Origin of the sequence: Vreelandella venusta (assembly GCF_007989605.1) — a bacterium.
Lineage (GTDB): Bacteria > Pseudomonadota > Gammaproteobacteria > Pseudomonadales > Halomonadaceae > Vreelandella > Vreelandella venusta.
Window position 1 is genome coordinate 306,254 of the sequence record NZ_BJUL01000002.1, and the last position, 23,474, is coordinate 329,727.

19 protein-coding genes, 1 tRNA gene and 1 pseudogene are annotated in these 23,474 nt (G+C 52.8%); 8 read left to right on the forward strand and 13 right to left on the reverse strand.

All coding sequences use genetic code 11. From position 1 onward, the window contains the following. Positions 1–104 precede the first annotated feature (104 nt). The 3 genes from HVE01_RS03635 (at position 105) to HVE01_RS03650 (ending at position 4,938) form a co-directional block, all read left to right on the forward strand. The gene (locus HVE01_RS03635) at positions 105–1,160 is read left to right on the forward strand and encodes a substrate-binding domain-containing protein (RefSeq protein ID WP_146942438.1); all 1,056 of its coding nucleotides are present in this window, start codon (positions 105–107) and stop codon (positions 1,158–1,160) included. A 359-nt stretch (positions 1,161–1,519) separates the two neighbouring features. Further along, positions 1,520–3,313 carry a methyl-accepting chemotaxis protein gene (locus HVE01_RS03640; protein ID WP_146942440.1) on the forward strand — a complete coding sequence of 598 codons (1,794 nt, stop codon included), beginning with the start codon at positions 1,520–1,522 and terminating at the stop codon, positions 3,311–3,313. 572 nt (positions 3,314–3,885) lie between these two features. Next, positions 3,886–4,938: a GlxA family transcriptional regulator gene (locus HVE01_RS03650; RefSeq protein WP_146942441.1), complete on the forward strand. Its 1,053-nt coding sequence runs from the start codon at positions 3,886–3,888 to the stop codon at positions 4,936–4,938. A gap of 114 nt (positions 4,939–5,052) precedes the next feature. On the opposite strand, the gene HVE01_RS03655 is transcribed toward HVE01_RS03650, so the two are convergent. From HVE01_RS03655 to HVE01_RS03665, 3 genes are read right to left on the reverse strand one after another with little or no spacing between them, the layout of a single operon-like run. Continuing rightward, positions 5,053–6,315, reverse strand: coding sequence for a TRAP transporter large permease (locus HVE01_RS03655; protein ID WP_146942443.1), 1,263 nt, complete (start codon positions 6,313–6,315; stop codon positions 5,053–5,055). After that, a complete protein-coding gene (locus HVE01_RS03660; RefSeq protein WP_125752649.1) occupies positions 6,312–6,836 on the reverse strand; it encodes a TRAP transporter small permease in 525 nt (174 codons plus the stop codon). The genes HVE01_RS03655 and HVE01_RS03660 overlap by 4 nt, the downstream gene beginning before the upstream one ends. After that, positions 6,836–7,876, reverse strand: a complete 1,041-nt coding sequence (locus HVE01_RS03665; RefSeq protein ID WP_125752646.1) for a TRAP transporter substrate-binding protein — start codon at positions 7,874–7,876, stop codon at positions 6,836–6,838. The genes HVE01_RS03660 and HVE01_RS03665 overlap by 1 nt, the downstream gene beginning before the upstream one ends. A 291-nt stretch (positions 7,877–8,167) precedes the next feature. Between HVE01_RS03665 and HVE01_RS03670 the strand changes: the two genes are divergently transcribed. Then, a complete protein-coding gene (locus tag HVE01_RS03670; RefSeq protein WP_146942444.1) occupies positions 8,168–9,559 on the forward strand; it encodes an FAD-binding oxidoreductase in 1,392 nt (463 codons plus the stop codon). Between the two features lie 35 nt (positions 9,560–9,594). On the opposite strand, the gene HVE01_RS03675 is transcribed toward HVE01_RS03670, so the two are convergent. After that, on the reverse strand, positions 9,595–10,542 hold the full coding sequence (locus HVE01_RS03675) for a LysR family transcriptional regulator (RefSeq protein WP_125752639.1): 948 nt from the start codon (positions 10,540–10,542) through the stop codon (positions 9,595–9,597). A 123-nt stretch (positions 10,543–10,665) separates the two neighbouring features. Further along, on the reverse strand, positions 10,666–11,661 hold the full coding sequence (locus tag HVE01_RS03680) for a TRAP transporter substrate-binding protein (RefSeq protein ID WP_125752636.1): 996 nt from the start codon (positions 11,659–11,661) through the stop codon (positions 10,666–10,668). A gap of 143 nt (positions 11,662–11,804) precedes the next feature. Between HVE01_RS03680 and HVE01_RS03685 the strand changes: the two genes are divergently transcribed. Together HVE01_RS03685 and HVE01_RS03690 are read left to right on the forward strand one after the other, a co-directional pair. Further along, a tRNA-Arg gene (locus tag HVE01_RS03685) sits at positions 11,805–11,881 on the forward strand. Positions 11,882–12,289: 408 nt separating this feature from the next. Further along, positions 12,290–13,933 carry a methyl-accepting chemotaxis protein gene (locus HVE01_RS03690; protein ID WP_146942446.1) on the forward strand — a complete coding sequence of 548 codons (1,644 nt, stop codon included), beginning with the start codon at positions 12,290–12,292 and terminating at the stop codon, positions 13,931–13,933. 92 nt (positions 13,934–14,025) lie between these two features. Here HVE01_RS03690 and HVE01_RS03695 read toward each other — a convergent pair whose 3' ends face one another. Beyond that, positions 14,026–14,817 carry a sulfurtransferase gene (locus HVE01_RS03695; RefSeq protein ID WP_146942448.1) on the reverse strand — a complete coding sequence of 264 codons (792 nt, stop codon included), beginning with the start codon at positions 14,815–14,817 and terminating at the stop codon, positions 14,026–14,028. A 195-nt stretch (positions 14,818–15,012) separates the two neighbouring features. Further along, a complete protein-coding gene (locus HVE01_RS03700; RefSeq protein WP_125752581.1) occupies positions 15,013–16,005 on the reverse strand; it encodes a YeiH family protein in 993 nt (330 codons plus the stop codon). Positions 16,006–16,104: 99 nt separating this feature from the next. Between HVE01_RS03700 and HVE01_RS03705 the strand changes: the two genes are divergently transcribed. Next, positions 16,105–17,025, forward strand: a complete 921-nt coding sequence (locus HVE01_RS03705) for a LysR substrate-binding domain-containing protein (RefSeq protein WP_125752578.1) — start codon at positions 16,105–16,107, stop codon at positions 17,023–17,025. Positions 17,026–17,049: 24 nt separating this feature from the next. On the opposite strand, the pseudogene HVE01_RS20005 reads toward HVE01_RS03705, so the two are convergent. Beyond that, positions 17,050–17,217 (reverse strand): annotated as a pseudogene (locus HVE01_RS20005) (helix-turn-helix domain-containing protein); the annotation flags it as partial. 145 nt (positions 17,218–17,362) lie between these two features. On the opposite strand from HVE01_RS20005, the gene aroQ reads away from it, so the two are divergent. Beyond that, positions 17,363–17,806 carry a type II 3-dehydroquinate dehydratase gene (aroQ, locus tag HVE01_RS03715; protein WP_146942452.1) on the forward strand — a complete coding sequence of 148 codons (444 nt, stop codon included), beginning with the start codon at positions 17,363–17,365 and terminating at the stop codon, positions 17,804–17,806. Positions 17,807–17,814: 8 nt separating this feature from the next. Here the strand turns inward: aroQ and HVE01_RS03720 are convergent, their stop codons facing one another. The 5 genes from HVE01_RS03720 to HVE01_RS03740 form a co-directional block, all read right to left on the reverse strand. Beyond that, the gene (locus HVE01_RS03720) at positions 17,815–18,765 is read right to left on the reverse strand and encodes an AEC family transporter (protein WP_146942454.1); all 951 of its coding nucleotides are present in this window, start codon (positions 18,763–18,765) and stop codon (positions 17,815–17,817) included. A gap of 74 nt (positions 18,766–18,839) precedes the next feature. After that, positions 18,840–19,718 carry a shikimate dehydrogenase family protein gene (locus HVE01_RS03725; protein ID WP_146942456.1) on the reverse strand — a complete coding sequence of 293 codons (879 nt, stop codon included), beginning with the start codon at positions 19,716–19,718 and terminating at the stop codon, positions 18,840–18,842. Next, entirely contained in the window at positions 19,715–21,613 is a 1,899-nt protein-coding gene (locus tag HVE01_RS03730; protein WP_146942458.1) for a bifunctional sugar phosphate isomerase/epimerase/4-hydroxyphenylpyruvate dioxygenase family protein, read from the reverse strand. Before HVE01_RS03730 ends, HVE01_RS03725 begins: the two co-directional genes overlap by 4 nt. Positions 21,614–21,641: 28 nt before the next feature. Next, positions 21,642–22,907: a TRAP transporter large permease gene (locus HVE01_RS03735; RefSeq protein ID WP_146942460.1), complete on the reverse strand. Its 1,266-nt coding sequence runs from the start codon at positions 22,905–22,907 to the stop codon at positions 21,642–21,644. Continuing rightward, the gene (locus HVE01_RS03740; RefSeq protein WP_146942462.1) at positions 22,904–23,401 is read right to left on the reverse strand and encodes a TRAP transporter small permease; all 498 of its coding nucleotides are present in this window, start codon (positions 23,399–23,401) and stop codon (positions 22,904–22,906) included. Before HVE01_RS03740 ends, HVE01_RS03735 begins: the two co-directional genes overlap by 4 nt. Between the last annotated feature and the right edge of the window lie 73 nt (positions 23,402–23,474).

Genomic DNA, 23,474 nt, shown 5'->3' on the forward strand with positions numbered 1-23,474 from the left:
ATGTTTTAAATTTGCACTACTTTTCATATTTGAAAAGGCGTGCATCACGGTTAAGACAAAGCTAGCATCAAGCTATCGACTTAAAAATATGAAAAGTAGTGCCTATGAAAAGAATCAAGGTAACGCCCACCTGGTGCTTTAGCGATGACGACGGGCAGCGGCTCGATACCAACCTTTTACGCCTGCTGGGAGCAGTGCACCGTCATGGCAAATTGACTCATGCCGCCGCGGAAGCGGGAATCTCTTATCGTCACGCGTGGAATTTACTGCGCCAGGGCGGTGACTTTTTTGGTGTCTCGCTTGTTGAACTTGAGCGTGGACGCGGGGCGCGGTTATCGCCGCTGGGTGAAAAGTTGCTATGGGCCGAGCAGCGCGCCACTGCTCGGTTAAGCCCACAGCTTGATAGTCTGGGGTCTGAGCTTAATCTTGCTATTCAACAGCATCAGAAAGGTATTCAACCCGTTCTGCGCCTGCATGCCAGCCACGGTTTTGCGATAGAGCTATTGCCACAGCATCTGGGGGAGCTCCAGCTTGATCTGCAGTACTGCAGCCCTTTGGAAGCGCTAGCCGCGCTTAACCGCAATAGCTGTGATCTGGCGGGCTGCCATCTGCCTCGGGGTAGCGTGGGTGAGAAGGCGCGACGCAAATACCGTCGTCTGCTCAAGCCCCGCAATCATCGACTAATGGGGTTTATCGCACGCCAACAGGGGTTAATGGTGGCGCCGGGTAACCCGCTGGGAATTGATGGCGTTGCCGCTCTGGCCAACAGGCCGGTACGGTTTATAAACCGTCAGGCATCGTCGGGTACCCGAGAGCTGTTAGACAACCTGCTGGCCGAAGCTGGTATTTCAGCAGCCAACGTGGGTGGTTATGAGATTGAGGAGTATACCCACTCAGCGGTGGCGGCCTATGTCGCTGCGGGAATGGCGGATACCGGCTTTGGTGTAGCGGCTGCCGCGCAACGGTTTGGGCTTGATTTTGTGCCGTTAGCCACTGAGGACTACGTATTGGCCTGTCACTATCACTCCTTAAAGGAGCCAAAGTTCGATGACTTCTTGCGGGTGTTACGCAGTGCTTCCTTTCAAGAAGCGGTGAATCGTTTACCGGGCTATAGCCCCCATCAATGCGGTAGTGTTATTGAAATTCCTGATTTCTTATGACGTTGGGGAAGACGGTTCCACACTTACCACACCGTGTTTAGAGGCGGAAGCTGGAAGCGGCTGATGGTGACAATCGCGCCCACCATAAAAAACTGCGCTGCCCCAATAGGGGGCAGCGCAGTCAACAATAGGTGGCTAGCGGCTTGCTAAAACGGGCCATCCTTGGCCACCACACCCCTACAGTGGACGGGTAGGCCGAAGATAACCTTAACGCAGGTTATGAAAGCGCAATTTTGAGCGTTAATTTGCTGTTCATAAACAAAAAATACGCGAAGTGGTTAAAGTTGACACAGCTTAGGTCGATAAAAAACGCATAAAACTATTAAAAATTCTTCCGTTGACCTACTGAGAAACACTTTATGGCTACTCCTCCTCCTGCTTCGACCTCGCCAAAACGGAATCTTAGCTTACAGGCTAAGGTACTGATGCTTGTCCTACTGCCGCTTTTCATAGTAACCGCAGGGTTAGTCGCGTTTGACGCCTACGGACGTATTCAAAACACCCATGAGACGCTAGCGAATCAGCGTGAGGTGCTGATTGAAGAGCGCCGCAATGCAGTGCGCGATATTGTGCAAATGGCGACGTCTGCTATTTCTCCTATTTATGAGCAAGCAGGTGCCAATGATGAGGAAGCCAAACAACAGGTAGCCGAGATCGTGCGCGCCATGCGCTTTGAAGGTAATAACTACGTTTTTATCTACGACTTCGATGGTAACAACATTGTGACGGCTCCTGCGCCAGAGCGTGAAGGTACCAACATGATGGACGTACGAACCCCAGACGGAAATTATCTTATTCGCGATATTCTTCAGGTTGCCAAGAACGGTGGTGGTTTTCATAGCTACTTATGGGAATACCCAAGCACCCGTGAAATTGAGCCGAAACACTCCTACGTCGATAGCCTGGAAAAATGGGGCTGGATGATCGGTGCTGGGGTTTATGTCACCGATGTTGATGCGGTTGTTGCAGAACTGGCGGCGACCGCTAACGCGGATTTACGCCAGTCTATCCTGTTCGCTATTTTGTTGGGTGCGGCCTTATTTCTAGCAGTGGCGCTGCTCGCATTCGGCTTTGTGCGTCGTACCGTTGGGCCGATTAAACGCACCGCCAGCGCTATGCACGATATCGCCCAAGGGCGTGGCGACCTTACCCGCCGCTTAGCGGTAGAGAGCAACGACGAAGTGGGTAACCTAGCGGTTCAGTTCAATGCCTTTGTCGAGCGCATGCAGGAAACCCTGCGTGATGTGCGCCATAGCACCATGAGCGTTTATCATTCGGCGGGGGAAATCTCCCATAGTTCCGAGGAACTGGCCACCCGTACCGAGCAGGCGGCAGCCAACCTGCAGGAAACGTCGGCTTCCATGGAAGAAATTACCTCGACCGTGAATCATAGTGCGGATAATGCCCAGCAGGCCAATCAGCTGGTGCAGTCCACTGCCGAAGTAGCCCAACATGGTGAAGAAGCCATGGGACAGGTCGAGCGGACGATGCACGATATCAACGACTCAGCGACGCGTATCAGCGAAATCATCACCATGATTGACGCCATCGCTTTCCAAACCAACATTCTGGCGCTTAACGCCTCCGTTGAAGCCGCGCGAGCGGGGGAGCATGGCCGCGGTTTTGCGGTTGTTGCACAAGAAGTGCGCACACTGGCTAGCCGCTCTAGCAATGCCTCAAAAGAGATTCGTACGCTGATTGATAGCTCTGTTAAGCACACTCACACCGGTGCTGAGCTAGTACGTAAGGCGGGCGCGACAATGCATGACATTGTGGTAAGTGTCTCTAAGGTGACCGATGTGATCGGTGAGATTACGGCGGGTGCCAAGGAGCAAAGTAGTGGTATTGGCCAGATCAACACCGCCGTCGCGGAAATGGATACCATGACCCAGCAAAACGCGGCCATGGTGCAGGAATCCACCACGGCAGCGGCCAACATGCGCCGTCATGCCGAACACCTAAATGAGCTGATCAACACCTTCGTGCTTGGCGACGATGAGCCACAAGCCTCATCGACACAGCCAGCTTTAAATCAACCGCGTCAGTCTCTGCCTTCTGGCACACCAAGTGCGCAACAGGCGCTCAAGCGCCCGACGCTTTCCTCTAAGCCAGCACCTGTTAACGCTGGCGAAGATGACTGGGAAGAGTTTTAAGCTCACTGCTGGCTGAAAACACGCCTGATTTACAAGCCAACAGTCGCAAGCACTCTAGTAGACGAAATGTCGTAGCAGAGAAAAAGCAGTAGAAAAAGAGCCGTAGAAAAGGGGCTGCCACATGGCAAGCCCCTTTTTCATGACCACTTGTTATCATCACGACTAACTCCAAAAATAAAGAACCAATAGGGGGTGGCTTTCGATTGGTTGATATATCTATTACTCTCCCAAGATCGCTTGGGTGACTGTCTCGTAGTAGCGTATGCCATCCTTGCCTGCGTTTTCCGCCATGGTTTGCAAAGCCTGCAAAGCTGCGTCTATAAAGGTTTCAACGTAAATAGTGATATTTGATAAGCTTTTAAAAGTAACGTGGCGATGGGTATATGGCTGTTGGCTGACGAAGTAAGGCGATTCAGTTTGAATAGATTGTTCAAGTTGATACAAAACTGGGCAGGTTTTATGTAGTTGGGCTTGAAGCCTTGCCGGTCTGGGGGCATTCTTATTTTTTGATTTATTTTTTCATGGTGCGGTTTTTGCAAAAAAATAAAAATGGCTCAAAATTGAGGTTCATCATGAAGGATAAATTCTCAAGTATATTGAAAAATAAAAACATGGCTTATATTTCTTCGGCAGGCTATTTAGAAACGCCTAAAGTGAAAAAAAGAGTAGCTTTTATACTGCTAGAGAATTTTTCAATGATGGCTTTTACTGGCGCCGTGGATGCACTCGTTACCACGAATTTAATGAAGTCTACTACGATGTATGAAGTATTGGTGGTGGGTAGCGAGGCAGCGGTCACTGTTTCTGATTTAGGTATTGAGGTGGCCGCGGATTATTCGTTAGACAAGTTCGATGCGACAAGCCTCAACATTGATGTGTTGATTGTATGCGGCGGCTTGCGTGTACTTCCTAAAACAACCCCTCTCTTGCGCAATAAGCTGAGACATGCTGACACCAAAGATATGATATTAGGTGGGTTATGGAACGGCGCCTACTTCCTTGCAGAAGCGGGGTTATTGAACGGCTACCAGTGTGCTTATCACCCTGATGGCCGCGCGATGATGGCAGAGCAGTTCTGGGATGTGTCGGTATCTAGCCGTAGCTTTATTGTGGATCGTAATCGTATCAGCTGTGCCGGGGCGAGCAGCTCATTGAGCATGATGCTTGAAGTAGTAAGAACTGACTGCGGCAATGAGGTGGTTAGTGCAGTTGAAGAGATGCTTAGCTGTGATAAGGGCTTAGACTCTCCAGATATTTCAACGATAGGTGTTGATCAAAACCTTGCGCTGCCAGAAAAATTGAAAATATCGCTGCAATTGATGAAAAATAATATTGAGGAGCCTTTATCTATATCTGAAATAGCGAATTGGGTCAATATTTCGAGACGCCAGTTAGAGCGTATGTTTGGTAATTACGTTAATGCTAGCCCTTCTCGATATTATATGGAGCTTCGACTAACGCGTGCGCGTCAGCTTCTTCAGCAAACTAATAAGCCCATTGCTGAAGTGGCAGTTGCTACTGGTTTTGTGAGTATCCCTCATTTTCGCAGCTGTTTTTTTCAGCTCTTTGAAGTAACGCCAGGACAGTTTCGAAAGTCGTGCCAAGCTGGCGAAAATTCGGTGTGAATTTATTGTAGAATTCACGATGAGTGCACTGAAGTTAGATCAGCGCGACTTTTAAAAAGAGAGCCAAAAAGGCTCTCTTTAAAAGGGCTCTCTTTAAAAAGGGCAAACGCTCATTTAACTACCCGACCAGCCTAGCAGGATCGGTACATAAACCACCAATAGCAACACCCCAATCAAGCCTAGAAGATACGGGATAATCGCCCGGGTGATGCGCTCCAGCGGCAGTTGAGTCACTGACGAAGCCACATAAAGATTGATTGCCACTGGCGGGGTAATCATGCCTATCGACAGCCCCACCACAATAATCAAGCCAAAGTGGATCGGGTCGATGCCTAATTGCAGCACTAGCGGCAGCAGCACCGGGGTAAGAATAATCAAAGCGCTGGCGGTTTCGATAAACACTCCCGTGAGCAGAATCACGGCCACGACCAGCAGCATAATTACGTAGGGGTTGGTGGAAAGCGACAGCACCGCCTGGGCGATGGCGCCGGGTACCTGCCAGCTTGAAAGTGTCCAGCTGAGTACTGCCGACATGGCAATCACCAGCATAATCACCGCGGTGGTCATCGCCGAGCGAATCAGCAGCTTATAGACCTGGGGCAGGGTTAAGTCTCGATACACAAACAGCGACACTAGCAGCGCATAGTTGACTGCGACCACGGCCGCTTCCGAAGGCGTGAAAATACCCGAAAAGATACCGCCCAAAATAATGATCGGCGTCATCAGCCCCCAGCTAGCCGCTTTCAGCGTGCGCCAAATGGTCGGCAGCGACAACGGTGTGCCTTTGGGGTACTGACGCCTATAGGCCTGAGTGATGGCAATGGCCATCAGCCCAAGCCCCATTGCTAGCCCCGGTAAAAAGCCGTTCAAAAACAGCTTCGATACCGATTGCTGAGCAATCACTGCGTAGATAATCATCGGCACCGACGGGGGAATCACAACGCCAATCGTGCCGCTGGCAGCAATTAAGCTGGCCGCCGAGGCCGGGTCGTAACCTTTACGCTTGAGTTCTGGCACTAGGCTTGAACCCACCGCCGCGGTGGTGGCCGCTCCAGAGCCGGAGATTGCCGCGAAGAACATGCCTGCCATTACCGATACCACCGAAAGTCCGCCGCGCATAAAGCCGACTAACGAATCGGCAAAGCTCACCAGCCGTTCGCTGACCTTACCCTGGGCCATCAAATCCCCGGCCAGAATAAACATCGGGATAGCGACCAGGGCAAACGAGTTAATGCCCTGGAACATCTGCTGGGTGACCACCATCAGTGGTACGCCCGACTGGTACAGCGCATAAAGCGTGCTTGCCCCAATCGCAAAGGCAATCGGTACGCCCAGCAGCATAAACAGGAAGAACAGGCCGAACAGTACCAGCGTCATAGTGGCTCCTCCGGAGCGGCGACCGTCGGCTCACCGTTCACCAGTACGTCAATCATATCCACCAGGGCGTACCACGCCATAATGGCGGCGGTAAGCGGAATGACTGCATAGATGTAGGTCATCGAAAGCCGCAGCGAGGCGGATTTCTGAAAGCTTTGCACTTGCATATAGCGGTAGCCAATCACGATGAGCGTGATCATAAACGCCAGCACCACCGCCAGTGCAGCCAGGCGCGCCAGCTTGCGTAAGGGCAGGGGAAGCGCATCCACGGCAAAGGTCACGGCGATATGCCGCCCGCGTTGGAAGGCTAAGCTACTGGCTAAAAACGTAATCCACACCAGCAGAAAGCGTGCGACTTCTTCCGTCCAGCCAACGGCGCTGAACAGTACCCGCGACACAATCTGCAGAGTGATCACACCAATTAATGCTGCCATGCCTGCAAAGACCACGGGCTGGATGATGGCATCCAGCCCGCGTTCGCTACGTTTTAATAGTGTTAAAAGTGGCTGTGCAAACGCCATCACTGATTTAGCGCCTCCTGAATGCGCGGTAGGTAATCACCAAACTGCTCGCCATACTTCTCATACACTGGCGCCACGGCGGTCTGGAAGGCTTCAATATCTGGAGTTTCGTTGATCTCCATGCCCGCCTCGCGAAGCTCAGCCAGTTGTTTAGCTTCCATGATAGCATTCTGCTCTCTTGCGTATGCAGATGCTTGCTTGGCGACATCCAGCACAATGGGCTGAAGCTCTGCCTGAAGGCCGTTCCAGGCGGGAAGGCTCATAATAAACGTTGCTGGCGCATAAATATGCCGAGTCATCGTTAGGTAGTCCTGGGTTTCCGCAAGGTTGAAGGCATGAATAGCGTTAACGGGGTTCTCCTGGCCATCAATAGTGCCTTGCTGCAAGGCAGTTAATGCCTCTGTCCAGGCCATGGGTACAGCGTTGGCGCCGAGTCCGCGGAATGTATCAACATAAACTTCATTTTCGATGACCCGCAGCCGTAGGCCTTGAAGGTCTTCAGGGGCATTGATTGCATGCTGGCTATTAGTGATATTCCGGAAGCCACGTTCAGCGTATGCCAACCCCTTCAGGTTCACATCCTGTAATTTGCCTAGGATTTCCTGGCCGATTTCACCATCCAGCACAGTATAGGCCGCTTCGGAGCTGGGAAAGAGAAACGGGAGCTCGAAAACGGAGAACTCATCAACGAAGTTAGCCACTGGCCCGTTGGTGATAATGCCCATATCCACAGTGCCGATTTGCATACCTTCTAATAAGGTGCGCTCATCGCCCAGCGAGGCATTCGGATAAATTTCCACGCTAACCGCGCCGTCGGTACGCTCGCTAATTAGCTGTTGGAAGCGCTCAGCAGCAATATGGTAAGTATCTTCCGTATTCACCACATGGGCTAGGCGCAGCGTAGCAGGGGCTATCTCTTCCGCTTGTCCAACGAGGGGCAAACTGAGTAGACCTACACCAATAAGGGGAAGCGTTAGCTGTTTAAGTTGGCGTGCTGATTTAGTCACAGCGTTCAGCGTAAAGCAGGCAAGGTTAGTCACATTATCTCCTAAGAATTAGTGATTTTAATTATATTGAGGTGTGGTTTTATTATCATGTTAATGCTCATCTATATCACATTAATTATAGGGGGCAAATTACTTATTTTTATTCCATTATTCGTTTTGATAATTATAAAAATCTTTATATAACTTGTACTTGAGTGATTTGTGGGTTGGCGATAATCTGCAAGAGGTTACTTTTAATTGCGCACTTTTGAATGAAGCACTACAGAGTTTTTAAACGCCAAGTGCTTAAGCCAATGGTGTGGTCAGCTAAATCAGGAATAAGAAATGGATAAGTTGCTGAACGACCTTGTTGCAATCGTCGGCCCTTCGGGGGTACTGCTTGGTGATGATGTCTCGCAGCGTAGCGTAGATTGGTTTACAGGGGCGCCTTGTCGCGCTAAGGCGATTGTTAGGCCGCGCAGCACAGAACAGCTGAGTCGTGTCATGGCTTTGTGTTATCAGGCCGACCAGCCTGTGGTGACACACGGGGGCATGACCGGCATTGTGCATGGCGGGGTGGCAAGCCCAGACGAAATCGTCGTGTCACTGGAATTGATGAATCAAATAGAGGAAATCGACCCGGTTGGTTCCACAGTTCTAGCTCAGGCTGGCGTGACCCTGCAGCGCGTACAGGAAGCAGCGCAAGAGATCGATATGCAGTTCCCACTGGACTTGGGAGCAAGAGGCTCTTGCACCATTGGTGGCAACATCGCCACCAATGCGGGTGGTATACGGGTAATACGCTACGGCATGATGCGTCAGCAGGTACTAGGGCTAGAGGCGGTACTTAGCGACGGCACCGTGGTGAGTTCATTGAATAAAATGCTGAAAAATAATGCAGGATACGATCTGAAGCAGCTGTTTATTGGCAGTGAAGGTACGTTGGGAATCGTTACTCGTGCAGTACTACGGTTACAACCCCACATGCCTAGCGAGCAAACGGCATTAGTGGCGGTGCCCTCTTTCGATGCGTTGACTCAACTACTGAATCTTGTCTCTCGTGAGTTAGCCAATAGCCTTAGTGCCTTTGAAGCGCTGTGGAATAATCACTATAAACTGATGACCACCGAAAGTGGTAAGTATGCGCCTGTACTGGCGGATAACTCACCTTTCTACGCCATTATTGAAACGCTGGGGCTGGATGAGGCCGAAGACGCCGAGCGTTTTTCCCAAGTGTTGCAAAAGGCACTAGAGGCCGACTTGATCACCGATGCGGCCTTGGCGAGCTCCCAAGCCCAGCGTCAGGCGATCTGGGCCATAAGAGAAGATATCGAAGTGCTGGTGAACGAGCTGAAACCGATGTTCTCCTACGATGTCAGCCTGCCGATTCCCAGCATGCAAGCGTATGTCGATATTTTAGAAGAGAACCTTGAAGCCCAGTGGCCTCAATCAGGCAAAATAGTGGTATTTGGCCACCTTGGTGATGGCAACTTACACATTATGATTACGGTACGTGACGATAGCCCGGACAGCCGACGCCAGGTTGAACAACTTGTCTATTCGTCTCTGAAAGCGTTTGGCGGCTCCATTTCTGCAGAGCACGGCATTGGTCTTGAAAAAAAGGACTATCTGTCGGTTTCCCGTACCAGTGAGGAGATTGCCTTAATGAAACGCCTCAAAACCGCGCTGGATCCCAAGGGTCTATTGAACCCCGGCAAAGTGATAGCCCTGGACTAGCGTTTGCCTGAATGGTCAGTAAGTATCGCAAGCCTTTAGGGAGCGGGTGTTATCAGCTCCCTAATTAGCGATCTTAACCAGTGTATGCCTGAGTCGTGATCCTTCCTTTCATCCCAGCATAGGCATACTTTAAAGGGCGCTACATCCAAGGGGAGGGCGTAGAACTTCAGGCTATTGTTGCGACAAATCACCTTGGCAGCACTCTCAGTCACCACACAGAGTAAATTCGTCGAAACCAGTATCTCTTGAAGAGGAGTGATATAGGGCGTTTTGGCGACGATTTTGCGTTCTAACCCCAGTATTCTCAGCTTCTCATTGATTAACAATGGGCTGTCTTCGCGGTGAGACAATGCGATTTGTGGGGCGTTTAAAAAAGCGTCAAGCGTGATCGTGTCGTTGTCTCCGTATAGGGAAGCATCACCAACACAGCCAATCACATCATCAAACAGGTATTCGTGATAAGAGGTGAGCGGCAAGCTTTCCAACTGCACCATGGCGAGGTCGATATCATGGGCTTGTATGGCGTGCTGGGCATCTTCGGCACTGGCTATGCGGGTAGACAACATGTTGAAGCATAAGTCGGGCGCATGAGTTAAACAGTGCTGAATGAGCTTAGGTTGTAACTGCTGGCTCACATAGTCCACTAGGCTGACACGAAACTCGCGTTTCGATGTGGCCGGTGAGAACTCACTGTTGCTATACACCGCCTGATCGAAGTAGAACAACCCTTTGGCCACCGCGGCATCCATCTGCCGGGCAAGCGGAGTTGGCTGCATGCCATCCAGCGTTTTAATAAACAGCGGGTCATCCATCAGCAGGCGCAACTTCTTTAGCGAATGGCTGACGGCTGGCTGGCTTAGGCAGAGCGCTTCTGCGGTAAGCGTTAAGCTTCTTTTCCCATAAAGCGTATGAAACACCAATAATAAATTGAGATTTATCTTATGTAATCTCGTTGCCAACTTTATATTGGCTGTTTCAGTCATTAGGCAGGTCTCTTATTGGCAAAGGCTGTTCACGCAGTCGGTTGAAACTGCGCAAACAGCCGTTGATCACTTCAACAAAACCAGCCTCACGCTGCGGGAGGCCGGGTAGGTAGGAAAGGCTGTTTATTCAAGCGCTTCCTGGATGCGAGGCAGGTAGTCACCAAACTGCTCGCCATACTTCTCATACACCGGCGCAACGGCAGACTGGAAGGCTTCCATATCCGGCGTTTCGTTGATTTCCATACCGGCTTCACGCAGCGCCGCCAGTTGGTCGGCTTCCATATCCGCATTCACTTGGCGCTCATGTTCGGCGGCTTCTTGGGCGGCTGCTTTCAGTACAGTTTGTGCCTGTTCAGGCAGTTGGTTCCAAGCGGGCATGCCCATTACAAAAATGGCCGGGGCATACGTATGACGGGAAAGGGTCATGTAGTTCTGGGTTTCATCCAGCTTGAACGAATGGATAACGTTCACCGGATTTTCCTGGCCGTCGATGGTGCCCTGCTGCATAGCGGTCAGCGCTTCTGTCCACGCCATGGGAATAGCGTTGGCACCCAACTCACGGAAGGTATCGGTGTACACTGGGTTTTCCATTACCCGAATGCGCAGCCCATCCAAATCTTCCGGCGAATTCACCGCGCGTTCGCTGTTGGTCAGGTTGCGGAAGCCGCGTTCTGCATAAGCCAAGCCTTTCAGATTCACGTCAGACAGCTTATCCAGCAACTCCTGGCCGATCGGGCCATCGAGCACCCCATAAGCGGCTTCCGGTGAGGGAAATAGGAACGGCAGTTCAAACACCGCCATCTCTTCGACAAAGTTGGCCACCGGGCCGTTGGTAATTAGCCCCATATCCACCGTGCCGATCTGCATACCTTCTAGCAGCGTGCGTTCATCACCCAGCGAGGCATTCGGGTAGATCTCGATGTTGACCTTGCCATCGGTACGTTCTTCCACCAGTTCTTCAAACTTGGTCGCGGCGATATGGAAACCATCTTGCTCGTTGACCACGTGGGCCAAACGCAGGGTGACGGGGTCCATATCAGCAAAATCAGCGGCGTTCGCGGCGCTTACCAGCGCCAGTGAAATGCCCAGTGCCAGCGTATTACGTGCAAAAGTTTTCATTATAGTGTGTTCCCAGTTTCACTAAAGATAGGAAGTGCTCCCAAAGCATGCACCACACTGCGGAAAACGGTCAATCAAAGCGCCTGTAAAACAGCTGACTAGCTGGACACAGCGCGCCCACACGGGTACGATACGCACCCAAAGCGCCCGTAGCTCAGTTGGATAGAGTGTCGGCCTCCGAAGCCGAAGGTCGCAGGTTCGATTCCTGCCGGGCGCGCCAAACATACCAAGGGCTTACGTTAACGTAGGCCCTTTTGTTTTGGCTGTGTCAAATCTATCTCATCCGTTTGCCAAATCCGCCAGCACATGTGCGTAACCCTGATATTTATCTGATGACCTTTAGCTGTGATCTAACGCAAGTTGTGGCGCAGGTTATTCAGTATATTCCCACCTATTCCGCTGTTGTTGAACCAACGAGATCGCTGTGCTGCTGAAACCTTCGCGGTCAAAATGTTTACTCTTGCGCGCGAACGTTGAAGAAGCTACCCGCTCTTTTTATAGGCAATATCGCGTTCGCCACTATATTAAAGCCCGTTCCATCGCAGCCGATAAGAATGAATAGGATTAAACTGCATCCTGCCAAAGTTAGCCATCACTACAATAAATCAGATAACTACCAGGTGACTCAATGCTGGAAAAACTCCACAAGATCAATGTGAAATATACCTTGGCGTTTATCCTGGTGGCCTTGTCGCTGCTAGGCGTTGTAGTGGTCGATAGCCTGCTTGTTCAGTCGATGCGCGAACGCATGACAGCGTTTAGTGGCTCCTTTAATCCGGCGGTATCAGCGGTGCTCAATGCGGACCGTGACCTGTATCAGGCCCGGGTGGCTGAACTTGAAGTGTTGCGTGAGGCGCCGGGCAGTGATGGGGCGAGCGCTCAGTACGATGATTACCGTGAAAATGCTGAGCAAGCCTATGATCGAATGCATAACTTCCTCACGCTGCTGGATGCATATCCGCAGGTGAGCGAGGGCCTTGAATCGTTCGAGGATCGCTATATGGCATGGGAGGCGGCGTCCCAGGCCGTCTTCGACCTGCATGCGGAAGGTGAGCTTGATGCCGCTGAAGAGCAGTTGGAGAGAGATTCGTTAGCGGCCTTTAATGACTTGCGTGAGCTTTACAACGTTGCTGGAGAAAGCGCCGACGCGCGTGGCTTGGCTCTGGAGCAAGAAACACTGGCGGCAGTCGCCGTGCAGCAACGCTGGGTGATGGGCTTCACAGCATTCGTGTTATTGGCCACGCTGGTGATCGCTTTGATGGGGCCGAATCTGATGTCCCGGGCCATTCGTCAAGTCAGCAGGCGCATTCGCGATATTACCCAAGGCGAGGGTGATCTTACCGCACGCATTGATAGCAAGCGACGTGATGAGATTGGCGAACTGGCCCGTGAGTTTGATGGTTTTATTGCGCGTATGGATGCCAGCTTTCAGGCGGTTCGTGATGGGGCCTACAATGTCAATATGGCGTCTGGTGAAATTGCTTCAGGTAGCGAGGATCTCGCGTCACGCACCGAGGAGCAGGCTTCCGCTCTGCAAGAAACGGCGTCCAGCATGGAAGAGATGTCTTCCATCGTGCGCCAGAACAGTGAGTCGGCCAACAATGCCGATAAGCTTTCCAGTCAGGCCGCTGAAAAAGCCGAGAAGGGCGTTAAAGAGGTTCAGCACTCGGTTGAGTTGATGCGCGAGCTCGAGACCAGTTCGCGCCAGGTGGGTGAGATTGTTGAAGTCATCGACTCGATTGCCTTCCAGACCAATATTCTGGCGCTTAATGCCTCGGTCGAGGCGGCGCGTGCAGGTGATCATGGCCGCGGCTTTGCGGTAGTGGCTAGCGAAGTGCGCAAGCTCGCCAGTCGCAGCGCGGATTCATCCAATAAAATTCGTGAAATGATTACGGATATTAGTGAGCGTATCGCTAGCGTAGCCGAGCAATCGGTGCGAAGCAGTGAGGGAATACAGAATACGGTGGAGGCTATACGCCAAGTGTCGGGGCTGATGAATGAGATTTCGCTCGCCGTGAGCGAGCAGGAGTCAGGCATCCAGCAAGTGGGTGTAGCGTTGACGCAAATGGATACTGCCACTCAGCAGAATGTCACGATGGTATCGCAAACCAGTAGATCGGCGGCGTCGCTTCAGGAGGAAGCCAACCGACTCACTCGCCTAGTAGATACGTTCAAACTCAGCGGTGAAAAGCCGGTGGCCGCGTCTTCTTCGCCTCCCCAAACAGATCTCTTAGTTCACGCCGCAGCGCAACCTGAAGTTACAACGTGCTGAAGAAACAGTCTTGACCAGAGCCATTCATACAAAGCCTAAGCCACTGGGAGTGACTCATCGCTCCCCCAGTCTGCCCAAGAACCGTCGTACAGCTATAGCTGATGGTATCCCGCCAGTTCGGCGGCCAGCAGAATGATGCAGGCGGTGATACCCGAGCCACAGGAAAACACCAGTTGGGTTTCATTGTTAGATTGGAGAGACGGAGCAAGCGTTATAAAGATTGCCTTCAGCTCGCTAACAGGTTTAAAACAATTTCCCTCTAGCACCTCTGTAAACGGCAGATTATGAGAATTGGGGATATGGCCACTGCGCACCCCAGGGCGGGGTTCAGGTACCTGTGCCAGGAAGCGTGAACGTGATCGGGCATCAACAACGGTTACTTGGCTATCGTCCAGATATTGCAAAACGTACGCTGAGTTTCGCACTCGGCTGTGATCAAGGTTGGCGACGAAGTTGCCTGGCTTGGTTGTCGTTTCCGTGATGGTAGAAACAACGTCCCGCTGTTCGGCTAGCCACTGTGGCAATCCTCCATCCAGAACAAAAACGTGTTTAACGCCCATTGACCGGAAAATCCACCAAGCCCGAGGCGCCGAATAGATGCCTTGGTTATCGTACAGTACGACGAGGCTTTCGGTCGTAATGCCTAGCCGTTGAGCCTCCCTAGTGACTTGTTCCTCTGTTGGAAAGGCGTGGGTCTGAGAAGAGCCGATGTCACAAAGCACGCCTTCAAGATCGATCTTACGGCTACCCGGTATCCACACCGGGCGATCATAGACGATAGGCTCTTTACCAATCACCGTCGCCATGCTCGCATCGATCAGCACTAACCGTTCGTTATCTAGGTTGTCTTGCAGCCATTGGGTCGTCACAAGGGGGGATGACATGATGTTCTCCGATCAGGTGCTGGCAGTTTGTGTTATTCGGGCGATAAGCAGAAATGTGTTATAGCATCTCCACCTCAAACGCCGCTATCTGCCGTTGAGCACTTGCAAACTCTACGCCAATTAAGTGAATTGGCTTGCCTGTCGCGCGGTGTTTATCGGCATAGTCGGATGAGAGCGTGATATCGCGCAGGTTGTTCAGCCCATTAGAAGCTGACTGGCTAGGCCACCCCCTACCAGAAGTAAGCCAAACAGGATGAACCCCAGTATAAAAGGGCGGATACCCAACTCCTTGAGCTTTTCGATTCGGGTTTCAAACCCCAGTGCGGCCATGGCCATGGTCAACGCAATCTGGCCAGCCAGAACGAGTATTTGATGGAGGCCGCTAGGCAAGTGGATAACACTGTTGAACACAATCATGGCGATGAACCCGAAGGCAAACCAGGGGATCACTGGCTTGCCCGCTGCTGACCCAGAGTCACTGGCCTGCTGACGAAGCCACCATTGCCCGACGAGCAATAGGAAGGGCAACAGCAGTATCACGCGAACCATCTTGACAATAACAGCACTGGCCAATGCCTCGGGACCCACCGCATCAGCCGCGGCCACGACCTGGGCGACTTCGTGGACAGTCGCGCCGATATAGACGCCAAAAAGACCTTCGTTCATTCCTGCAAGCGGGTATAAAAGAGGGTAGACAAGCATTCCCAGCGTGCCGAAGAGCACGACCGTGGCGACGGCTATGGATGAGGCCGCAGGCCGCGAACGAATGACCGTTTCGGTGGCGAGTACCGCCGCGGCACCGCAGATGGCACTGCCTGCACTTGTTAATAGTGTTGTTTCACGATCCATACCCAGTATGCGGGTGCCGATCTGATAGCCGATGATAAGCACACTGCAGATCACCACTAGATCCAACAACAACACCTTAAAGCCAAGGGCGAAGACTTGTTGCAGGGTTAATGACAGGCCAAACAGTACAATGCCGCCCCGCAGTAGCCAGCGAGTAGCGAATGTTAATCCTGGCTGAGTACTTGGAAGGCGGTGTGTAAGAGGCAGGTTACCCACAACCAATCCTAACAATAAGGCGAGTACCAATGGACTAATACCTTTGGAAGCGAGTCCGGGGAGGTTAGCCAAGCCAAAACCTGCCAAGGTTAGGGTGCTACACAGAATCAGACCTTGCCACATGATGCTTTCTCTTGTTGGTGCGTATGTGGCTAGCATAGGGGCAAAAATGCTGTATGGTTATCAACATATAACCATATGGCTGTTCGGTAAAAACGATATATGACCCCTCATGTGACTTTTCGTCAGTTGCAGGTTTTTGTCGCTGTTGCTCGTGACGGCACGGTTATTGCTGCTGCTGATCACTTAAAGCTGTCTCAATCGACTATTAGCCAATCGCTCTCAGACCTTGAGCGTCACCTGGGTGTCGAGCTCTTCGAGCGGCTTGGCCGACGCTTGCAGCTTAATAGTATGGGAAGCTACCTATTACCCCGTGCCGAGCGCCTTCTGGAAGGCATGGCCGATTTTGTTGCCGTCGCTGAGGACCCTGAAAGCCAATTGCAGGGCACGCTTAATATATCGGCTAGCGCTACCACGGGTACTTATCTGCTGCCCCCTCTGGCCGGATACTTCAGCAATCAGAACCCGAGAGTGGATCTACGGCTACGATTGCGTAATACCGGAGAGGTGATTACGGATCTGCTGCGTTTTGATGCTGATTTGGGGCTGATCGAAGGGCAGTGCCACGAGTCGCGCCTGAAGAGTGAAACATGGTGCGAAGACCAGCTTGTGATTGTCTGTTCTCCACAGCACCCCTTGGCCAGGAAAGAGTGGCTTGATGACGCTGATATCAAAGCTGCCGGCTGGATACTGCGTGAACCTGGGTCAGGCACGCGTGAAGTATTTGAGGCTGCCGTGTTACATCATGTCGAACGTTTGCAGGTGCGCATGGAACTCAGCCAGCATGAAGCTATCAAGCAAGCAGTGAAAGCTGGTCTCGGTTTGGGCTGCCTCTCTCATCGCAGTGTGGAAGGGGAGCTTGAAAGAGGAGAGTTGGTTGCGCTGAGCAGTGGGTTAAAGCTCACCAGGATTTTTTCATTGGTGTGGCATCCAGAGCGTTATCGGAGCCCGTTGTGGCAGGCGTTTAAGGTTTTTTTGATCGATAACCATGGCAATCCTCCAAAGCCAGGCAGGCCACAATAACTGGGTTCGAAATGTACAGCTAATATGTCGGGCACAGTAACTGTTCTGAGGCATTTGGTTACGTCGCATTTCACGAAGAATTGTTGACAGGGCTCGACCTAGGAGTCGAGCAATATGCCTTAGGCTCATCCCTTGGGCTTGACCAACTTGAACACTGGTATGTTCTTCAATGTTGAGTTCGATGTTTGACATGAGAAAACACCTTAGCGGAATGCTCAGGTGCTGCACTCAGTTTCTGCGGCCAAGCCTTATGAAGACAGACTCAGTACTCAACGACACGTTATAATAGGAATAGCGACTTTCGATAATGACGTAATGCCATGAAAGGAGATAAGCAGTGGGGCAACCAAAAGTAACGGTCCTGCACGGACCTAATTTAAATCTTTTAGGCGTTCGCCAACCAGACGTTTACGGCTATGAGACGCTAGACGATGTTAATAACGCTTTGGGTGAAACTGCTGAGATGCAGGGCTGGGATATAAGCTGTTTTCAAAGCAATCATGAGGGCGAATTAATTGATGCCATCCATGCGGCGCGTCTCGATGGCACGCTGGCTATCATCATCAACCCGGCCGCCTATACCCATACGTCTGTCGCTATCCTGGATGCGCTCAATGCCTTTGAAGGTAGGGTCATTGAGGTGCATATCTCAAATGTCCATAAACGCGAAAGCTTCCGTCACCACTCCTATGTCTCGCAGCGGGCAGATGGGGTCATTGCGGGGCTTGGGACAGAGGGTTATCAGGCTGCTTTAAACGCCATCATAAAATCCTGTGTTTAAACGGTACCTTACATCGCGAGTAAACCCGAGAGTGTCATCCACCAGATAACCAGGCTTAACGTAAAGAAAGAAGCCACCGTCGCCACGAGCATGGCGGTGGCGCTGACTCCGTCTACGCCGTAACGTTGGCCGAGCAGTGGATAAATGCTGATCATCGGCGCGGCAGCAAATAGCAAAGCACCGGCAAAGTAAATCGGGTCAATGTCGGGGATCACTAAAAACGCTACCAAGATCGCCAGAGGGTGAAGAATAAGTTTGCCAACCACAATTTGGCCCACATCACGCGCCATCCCCTTAACGTGAAGGCCAAATAGCGTCCCGCCGATGACAAACAGCGCTGAGGGGCCCGCCGCTTCGGCAAGCATATCGATGGCTTTAAACAGCGGCGCGGGAATCTCAATGCCGGAAACGACCAGACAAATACCGATCAGTAAGCCTACCAGCACCGGGTTTTTGATAAGGCTAAGAGCCGTCTTTTTAACCGTTATCCATACGCTGGAGCCTTGATTGCTGCCCATTTCGGCCAGAATCAGTGCGGCAGGAATAATGATCAGTGTCTCAATCACGATATTGAGTGCCATCAGCACCGCTGCAGGTGAGCCGATGACCATAGCCGCTACGGGATACCCGATAAAACCACTGTTAGAAGCGGCCATACCTAATGCCTGCATAGCGCTTGTGCTAAGGGACTGGCGCTGTAGTTTTAAGCAGAGCAGTAACCCCGCGCTGAAAATAGCGATAGAGCCTAGCCCATAAGCAATGAGGTAGTTGAGTTTAAAAATTTCTTCCAGAGGCTGCTGGGTTAGCGCGCGAACCACCAACGCGGGGAGGGCGCAGTGCATAACGAAGACGCCAACTCCCTGCATTTGCTCGCGGGTGGTAATGCCACTCCACCGCGCTGCATAGCCAACGCTAATCAGCAGAAAAATAGGAGTGGTAATCGCTAGAATCGCAAGCATAGCAGCCTCTTTGGTACCAATTGGCAAACAGTGGTGTTCGTTTGGCGAATTATTGTACGTTTTTTGCCAGGGCTTTATGCTGTGCGGCTAGCAGAGAGCGAAACAAGCTGTTCGATATAGTGCGTGCGTAGTGGCATCACGTGCGGGAGGATCTGTTCGGGGTTGATGCGATCAGCGGTAAAGAAGCGAAACGCATCCACACCTTGAAATACAAAAAGATCGACACCCGAAAGTGTTCTGGCACCAGCTTGGTGGGCAGCGTTTAACAGCTCGGTGTGGGCAGGGATGTAAACTGCATCAAACACCCAATGCTGGGTACCCAGCCCAGTGGTATCGATTGGACAGCCAGGGTGGTTGATATGCCCGATGGGCGAACAATTAACCACGCCTTGCCAATGGGGAAGCATTTGCTGTGCTTGTTCAGGCGTGATGCGCTCTGCTGTTATGCCCATGGCGTTGAGATCGCGGCTGAGGCTTTCCGCTCGAACGCTGTCACGTTCAAGGATGTGCACGCAGCTAACAGCCAGCTCTCCCAGCGCGCACGCCACTGCGCGGCCCACGCCTCCGGCACCGATCAAAAGCACATCACCGGCAGGCTGATCGCCGAACGAATGGCGATAGGCGCTGATAAAACCGGTGTAATCAGTGTTTTCAGCGCGTAGACCATCGCTGTCAAACAGCAGCGTATTGGCGGTACCTACGCGGCGAACGCCTTCACCGCGTATATCGGCCAGTTGTGCAGCTTTCTCTTTGAAAGGGAAAGTGACGTTGGTGCCTCGGTAGCCTTCGGCACGTAGCCTTTGTATCGCGTTGGGAAAATCAAAACCCTCGATCCCAAGGCTATCAACTAAATCGTAGCGTACAGGCAAATCTAGCGAGTCTCCCAGACGTTCGTGTAGATCAGGAGATTGCGATTTGGCGATGCCTTCGCCTACCAGTCCGAGTTTGATCATGCTTGGTCCTCTCCTGTGTCGTGGGTTGGCGTGTCTTGATTTATGTCTTGAGTACTGCAGTCACTATTCATTTCCAAACGCTGCTGTGCGGTGACGCGCACAAAGGCGTTGGGCGCTCCGAGTCCTTGATATCCTTCTCGCTGCACTAGCTCAAAGAAAAACGCTTTGCTGCCAGCTTGGGTATACAGCTGGTGGAAGTCACCGTCGCTGTCCTGATCAAAGAGGATGTGGTGCGCCTGCATCCACTGCAGGGTTTGTGTCGGAAGGTCGAAGCGTGCGGCCAGGTCGCGGTAGTAGTTGCCGGGAATCGGCAGTACCGGTATGCCTGCCTGTTGCAGTGCTGCGCTAGTGTCACGCAGGGCGTTGGTGCGCAGAGCAACATGGTGAACCCCCGATCCGCCGTATTGACGCACAAAGCGGTTGCTGGTGGTATTCGGCGAGGCACTAGCGTTAAGTGCTAAGCGAAAGCGGCCGTTGTCGTTCTGCAGTACCTGGCTCTGGATCAGCCCGCGAGGGTCGGTGACATCGAAAGAGGGCGTTGGCGCCAGCTGGAAAATGGCGCGGTACTGGAGCATCAGCGAGAGGTAGTCGTGGTAGGAGAGCGCCAAGCTGATGTGGTCGATATCCACCAATGCACCTTGGGGAACCGACTGCACGTCGATAGGGAATTCTCGATCCCAAGTGCGGCTAAGTTGCGAGTCGTCGATAATATAGGAGAGGCTACCATCCACATTACGCAGCGCGCTCATGCGGTGGCTGGCACCAACTTCTTCAGGCTCGACGATAGCGTAGCCAAGTTTGTCTGCCCGCTTGAACGCTTCATACGCGTTACCTACCCGCAGGCCGATGGCAGTGACAGCGGTGGCATCACGGCCCGGAGTGCGGCCAGTAAAGCTCGCCTCGGTATTGAGCACTAAATTGACGTCGCCAGCAGCCCAGCGCTCGGCGTTCAGCGTATGATGACGTCCCACGCAGGCCATCCCCAGTGCGCTAAGCATCTCGCGTAGAGGCGCTAGGTCATCGGACTCCACCGCGATTTCGAGAAATGCCACCGACTCGATCGGCTGTGGCGCGGGGATACCGCTATCGCCCTGCATACTGCGTAATAACTGGTAGGAGCGCAAACCATCCCGAGCTGTCTGGTCGCTGTGGCCCATGCGGAACACATCGTTAAAGATCTCGTGGGAGAGTGGGCCGTCGTAGCGAGTTTCTTCCAGCATGGCCATGAACTTATCCATCTGAAGCTCACCCTGGCCAGGGAAGCAGCGGTAGTGGCGGCTCCACGACAGGTGATCCATGGAGAGGCGCGGCGCATCGGCGGTTTGAACCAGAAATATGCGATCTCCCGGAATGCGGCCAATGGTGCCTAGCTCCGTCTGACGTGAGAAAATATGGAAGGTATCCAGCACCAGGCCAACATTGGGGTGGGCGGCCCGGCGGACGACTTCCCAGCTGTCGCGGTAGTCGTGAATATGGCGCCCCCAAGCCAGCGCTTCATAGGCCACGCGCAAATTGCGGCGTGCGGCACGTTCGCCTAGCTCATAGTAATCATCGGCGGCGCGGCTTAAGCCTGGTAATGAGTCGGGATGAACGGTACTGCAGGCCATGAGCAGATCCGTGCCGAGTTCCTCCATCAGGTCGAACTTGTGCTCAGCTCGGTCAAAGGCCCGCTCCCGGGCGCGCCCCTGCAGTCCTTCAAAATCACGAAACGGCTGCAGCGTAACCAGCTTAAGGCCGCGGGAGCGAATCAGCTCACCCGCCTCCCGCGGGGTGCCGGAGAACGCGGTTAAGTCGTTTTCAAACAGCTCAAGCCCCTCAAAGCCGGCTTCAGCGATGGCGTCTACCTTCTCTTCCAGCGAGCCGCTTAGGCAAACCGTGGCAATGGATGAGTACATGGCATCACGCTCCTTGCATTGAAAAATATCAGTAACCCGCCAGGCGTGGCAGGAAGGTGACCAGTGCTGGTACGAAGGTAATCAACAGCAGAATCAAAAACTGCACGGCAAGCATTGGCAGAATGCGGCGGATAATTGGCCCCATACCCACGCCGGAGACAGAGTCGGCGACAAATAGGCATAGCCCCATGGGCGGCGTGATCAGCCCCATCATCAGATTGAAGATCACCACGATGCCGAAGTGCAGCGGGTCGATACCCAACGCCATAGCGATGGGGTGGAGGACCGGCACGAGCACCAAGATGGCCGCTATACCCTCTAAAAACAGCCCCACCACTAGTAGGAGCAGAATCACGGCGATCAGGAAGGTCCACTGGGTATCGATGCTCATCAGCGCCCACTCGGTGAGCATGTTGGGCACGCGCTCAAACGTTAATACCCAGTTGGCTGCCGCTACGGCGCCCATAATGACCATGATTACCGCACTATCGCGTATGGCGCGGGCGAAAATGCCGGGCAGGTTTACCAACTTGATATTACGGTAAAGCACCACGCCAAGAATCAGTGCATAGACCACGGCAAAGGCCGCTGCCTCAGTGGGCGTGACGATACCGGCAAGAATGGCCCCGACCACAAACACTGGCATGAGCGCAGGTAACAGGCCGTGGAGAAGTGCGTGGCGGCGTGGCTGCTGTTTTGATTGGGTGGCGCCAAGATCGCCCGCGAAAAAGTAGACGTAAATGGATAGCCCTAGCGCCAGCAATAACCCCGGTACGATGCCGGCCAAAAACAGCCCCGGTACTGATACACCCGACACTGTTAGTGCATAGATAATCACCGGAATGCTTGGTGGAATAATCGGGCCAATCACCGAGGAGGCAGCGGTGAGCGCAGCGGCAAAGTCGCGTGGGTAGCCCTCTTTCTCCATCGCAGGGACGAACACCCGTCCTAGCGCGGAGGTGTCGGCAATCGCTGAACCGGAAAGGCCTGCAAAAATCACCGAGGCCCAGATATTGACGTGTGCCAGCCCGGCTTTCAGGCGGCCGACAATGGCAGTGGCTAGATTAATGATTCGGTGGGTGATACCCGCTTCGTTCATCAGCTCACCGGCCAGAATGAAAAGTGGTATCGCCAGTAGCGGGAAGGACTCCATGCCGCCGAAAAACTGCTGCGAAACGATACGAATGTGGTAGGGCAAATCACCGCTACTCATTAACACCGTCAGCGTACCCAAAATGGCAAAGGCAAACGGCACGCCAAGTAGTACGAGAGCTAAAAGCAGTATCAATATCATGAGGAGACCTCCTTATTAGCGTGCTCGCTCAAACGCAGCATGCCCATCACCAGCGCCGAGAGACTGAGCAGCCCACCGCCAATCAGCATGGAGGTTTGGAAAAGCCACATTGGCATACCCGTGCTTGATGATGTGCGCCCACCACGCGCGGCGATAAATTCAACCGCCGATACCATTAGGCCGATGCCGACCACCAGTACTACCAAGTCAACAGCCACGGCCTGCCAATGCACCCAGCGCGGCGGCAGCAGGCGTCGAATAAGGTCAAAGCCGATGTGTTTGTCCTGCAGGTACGCCCAGGACATGCCAAACATCAGGCCATAAATCATTAAATAGATAGCGGTATCTTCTCCCCAGGTAATGGATCCGCCAAAGGTGTAGCGCGCAAAGGCATTGCCGGCGACCAGCAGAAAAATCAGCAACATGGAAAGCCCAGCCAAGCTGCCATTGAATAAGATCAGGCCGCGGTGTATCCGGGCGAGAAGATGAGACATAAGAGCACCTTCAGTCGATAGTCAGGCACGCAGGGTCGCGAATGGGCCAGACATGGCCCACTCGCAAAGCGCT

Coding starts and splice junctions, on each gene's coding strand:
- HVE01_RS03635 (WP_146942438.1), top strand. CDS start 105: ATGAAAAGAATCAAGGTAACGCCCACCTGGTGCTTTAGCGATGACGAC.
- HVE01_RS03640 (WP_146942440.1), top strand. CDS start 1,520: ATGGCTACTCCTCCTCCTGCTTCGACCTCGCCAAAACGGAATCTTAGC.
- HVE01_RS03650 (WP_146942441.1), top strand. CDS start 3,886: ATGAAGGATAAATTCTCAAGTATATTGAAAAATAAAAACATGGCTTAT.
- HVE01_RS03655 (WP_146942443.1), bottom strand. CDS start 6,315: ATGACGCTGGTACTGTTCGGCCTGTTCTTCCTGTTTATGCTGCTGGGC.
- HVE01_RS03660 (WP_125752649.1), bottom strand. CDS start 6,836: ATGGCGTTTGCACAGCCACTTTTAACACTATTAAAACGTAGCGAACGC.
- HVE01_RS03670 (WP_146942444.1), top strand. CDS start 8,168: ATGGATAAGTTGCTGAACGACCTTGTTGCAATCGTCGGCCCTTCGGGG.
- HVE01_RS03675 (WP_125752639.1), bottom strand. CDS start 10,542: ATGACTGAAACAGCCAATATAAAGTTGGCAACGAGATTACATAAGATA.
- HVE01_RS03680 (WP_125752636.1), bottom strand. CDS start 11,661: ATGAAAACTTTTGCACGTAATACGCTGGCACTGGGCATTTCACTGGCG.
- HVE01_RS03690 (WP_146942446.1), top strand. CDS start 12,290: ATGCTGGAAAAACTCCACAAGATCAATGTGAAATATACCTTGGCGTTT.
- HVE01_RS03695 (WP_146942448.1), bottom strand. CDS start 14,817: ATGTCATCCCCCCTTGTGACGACCCAATGGCTGCAAGACAACCTAGAT.
- HVE01_RS03700 (WP_125752581.1), bottom strand. CDS start 16,005: ATGTGGCAAGGTCTGATTCTGTGTAGCACCCTAACCTTGGCAGGTTTT.
- HVE01_RS03705 (WP_125752578.1), top strand. CDS start 16,105: ATGACCCCTCATGTGACTTTTCGTCAGTTGCAGGTTTTTGTCGCTGTT.
- HVE01_RS03720 (WP_146942454.1), bottom strand. CDS start 18,765: ATGCTTGCGATTCTAGCGATTACCACTCCTATTTTTCTGCTGATTAGC.
- HVE01_RS03725 (WP_146942456.1), bottom strand. CDS start 19,718: ATGATCAAACTCGGACTGGTAGGCGAAGGCATCGCCAAATCGCAATCT.
- HVE01_RS03730 (WP_146942458.1), bottom strand. CDS start 21,613: ATGTACTCATCCATTGCCACGGTTTGCCTAAGCGGCTCGCTGGAAGAG.
- HVE01_RS03735 (WP_146942460.1), bottom strand. CDS start 22,907: ATGATATTGATACTGCTTTTAGCTCTCGTACTACTTGGCGTGCCGTTT.
- HVE01_RS03740 (WP_146942462.1), bottom strand. CDS start 23,401: ATGTCTCATCTTCTCGCCCGGATACACCGCGGCCTGATCTTATTCAAT.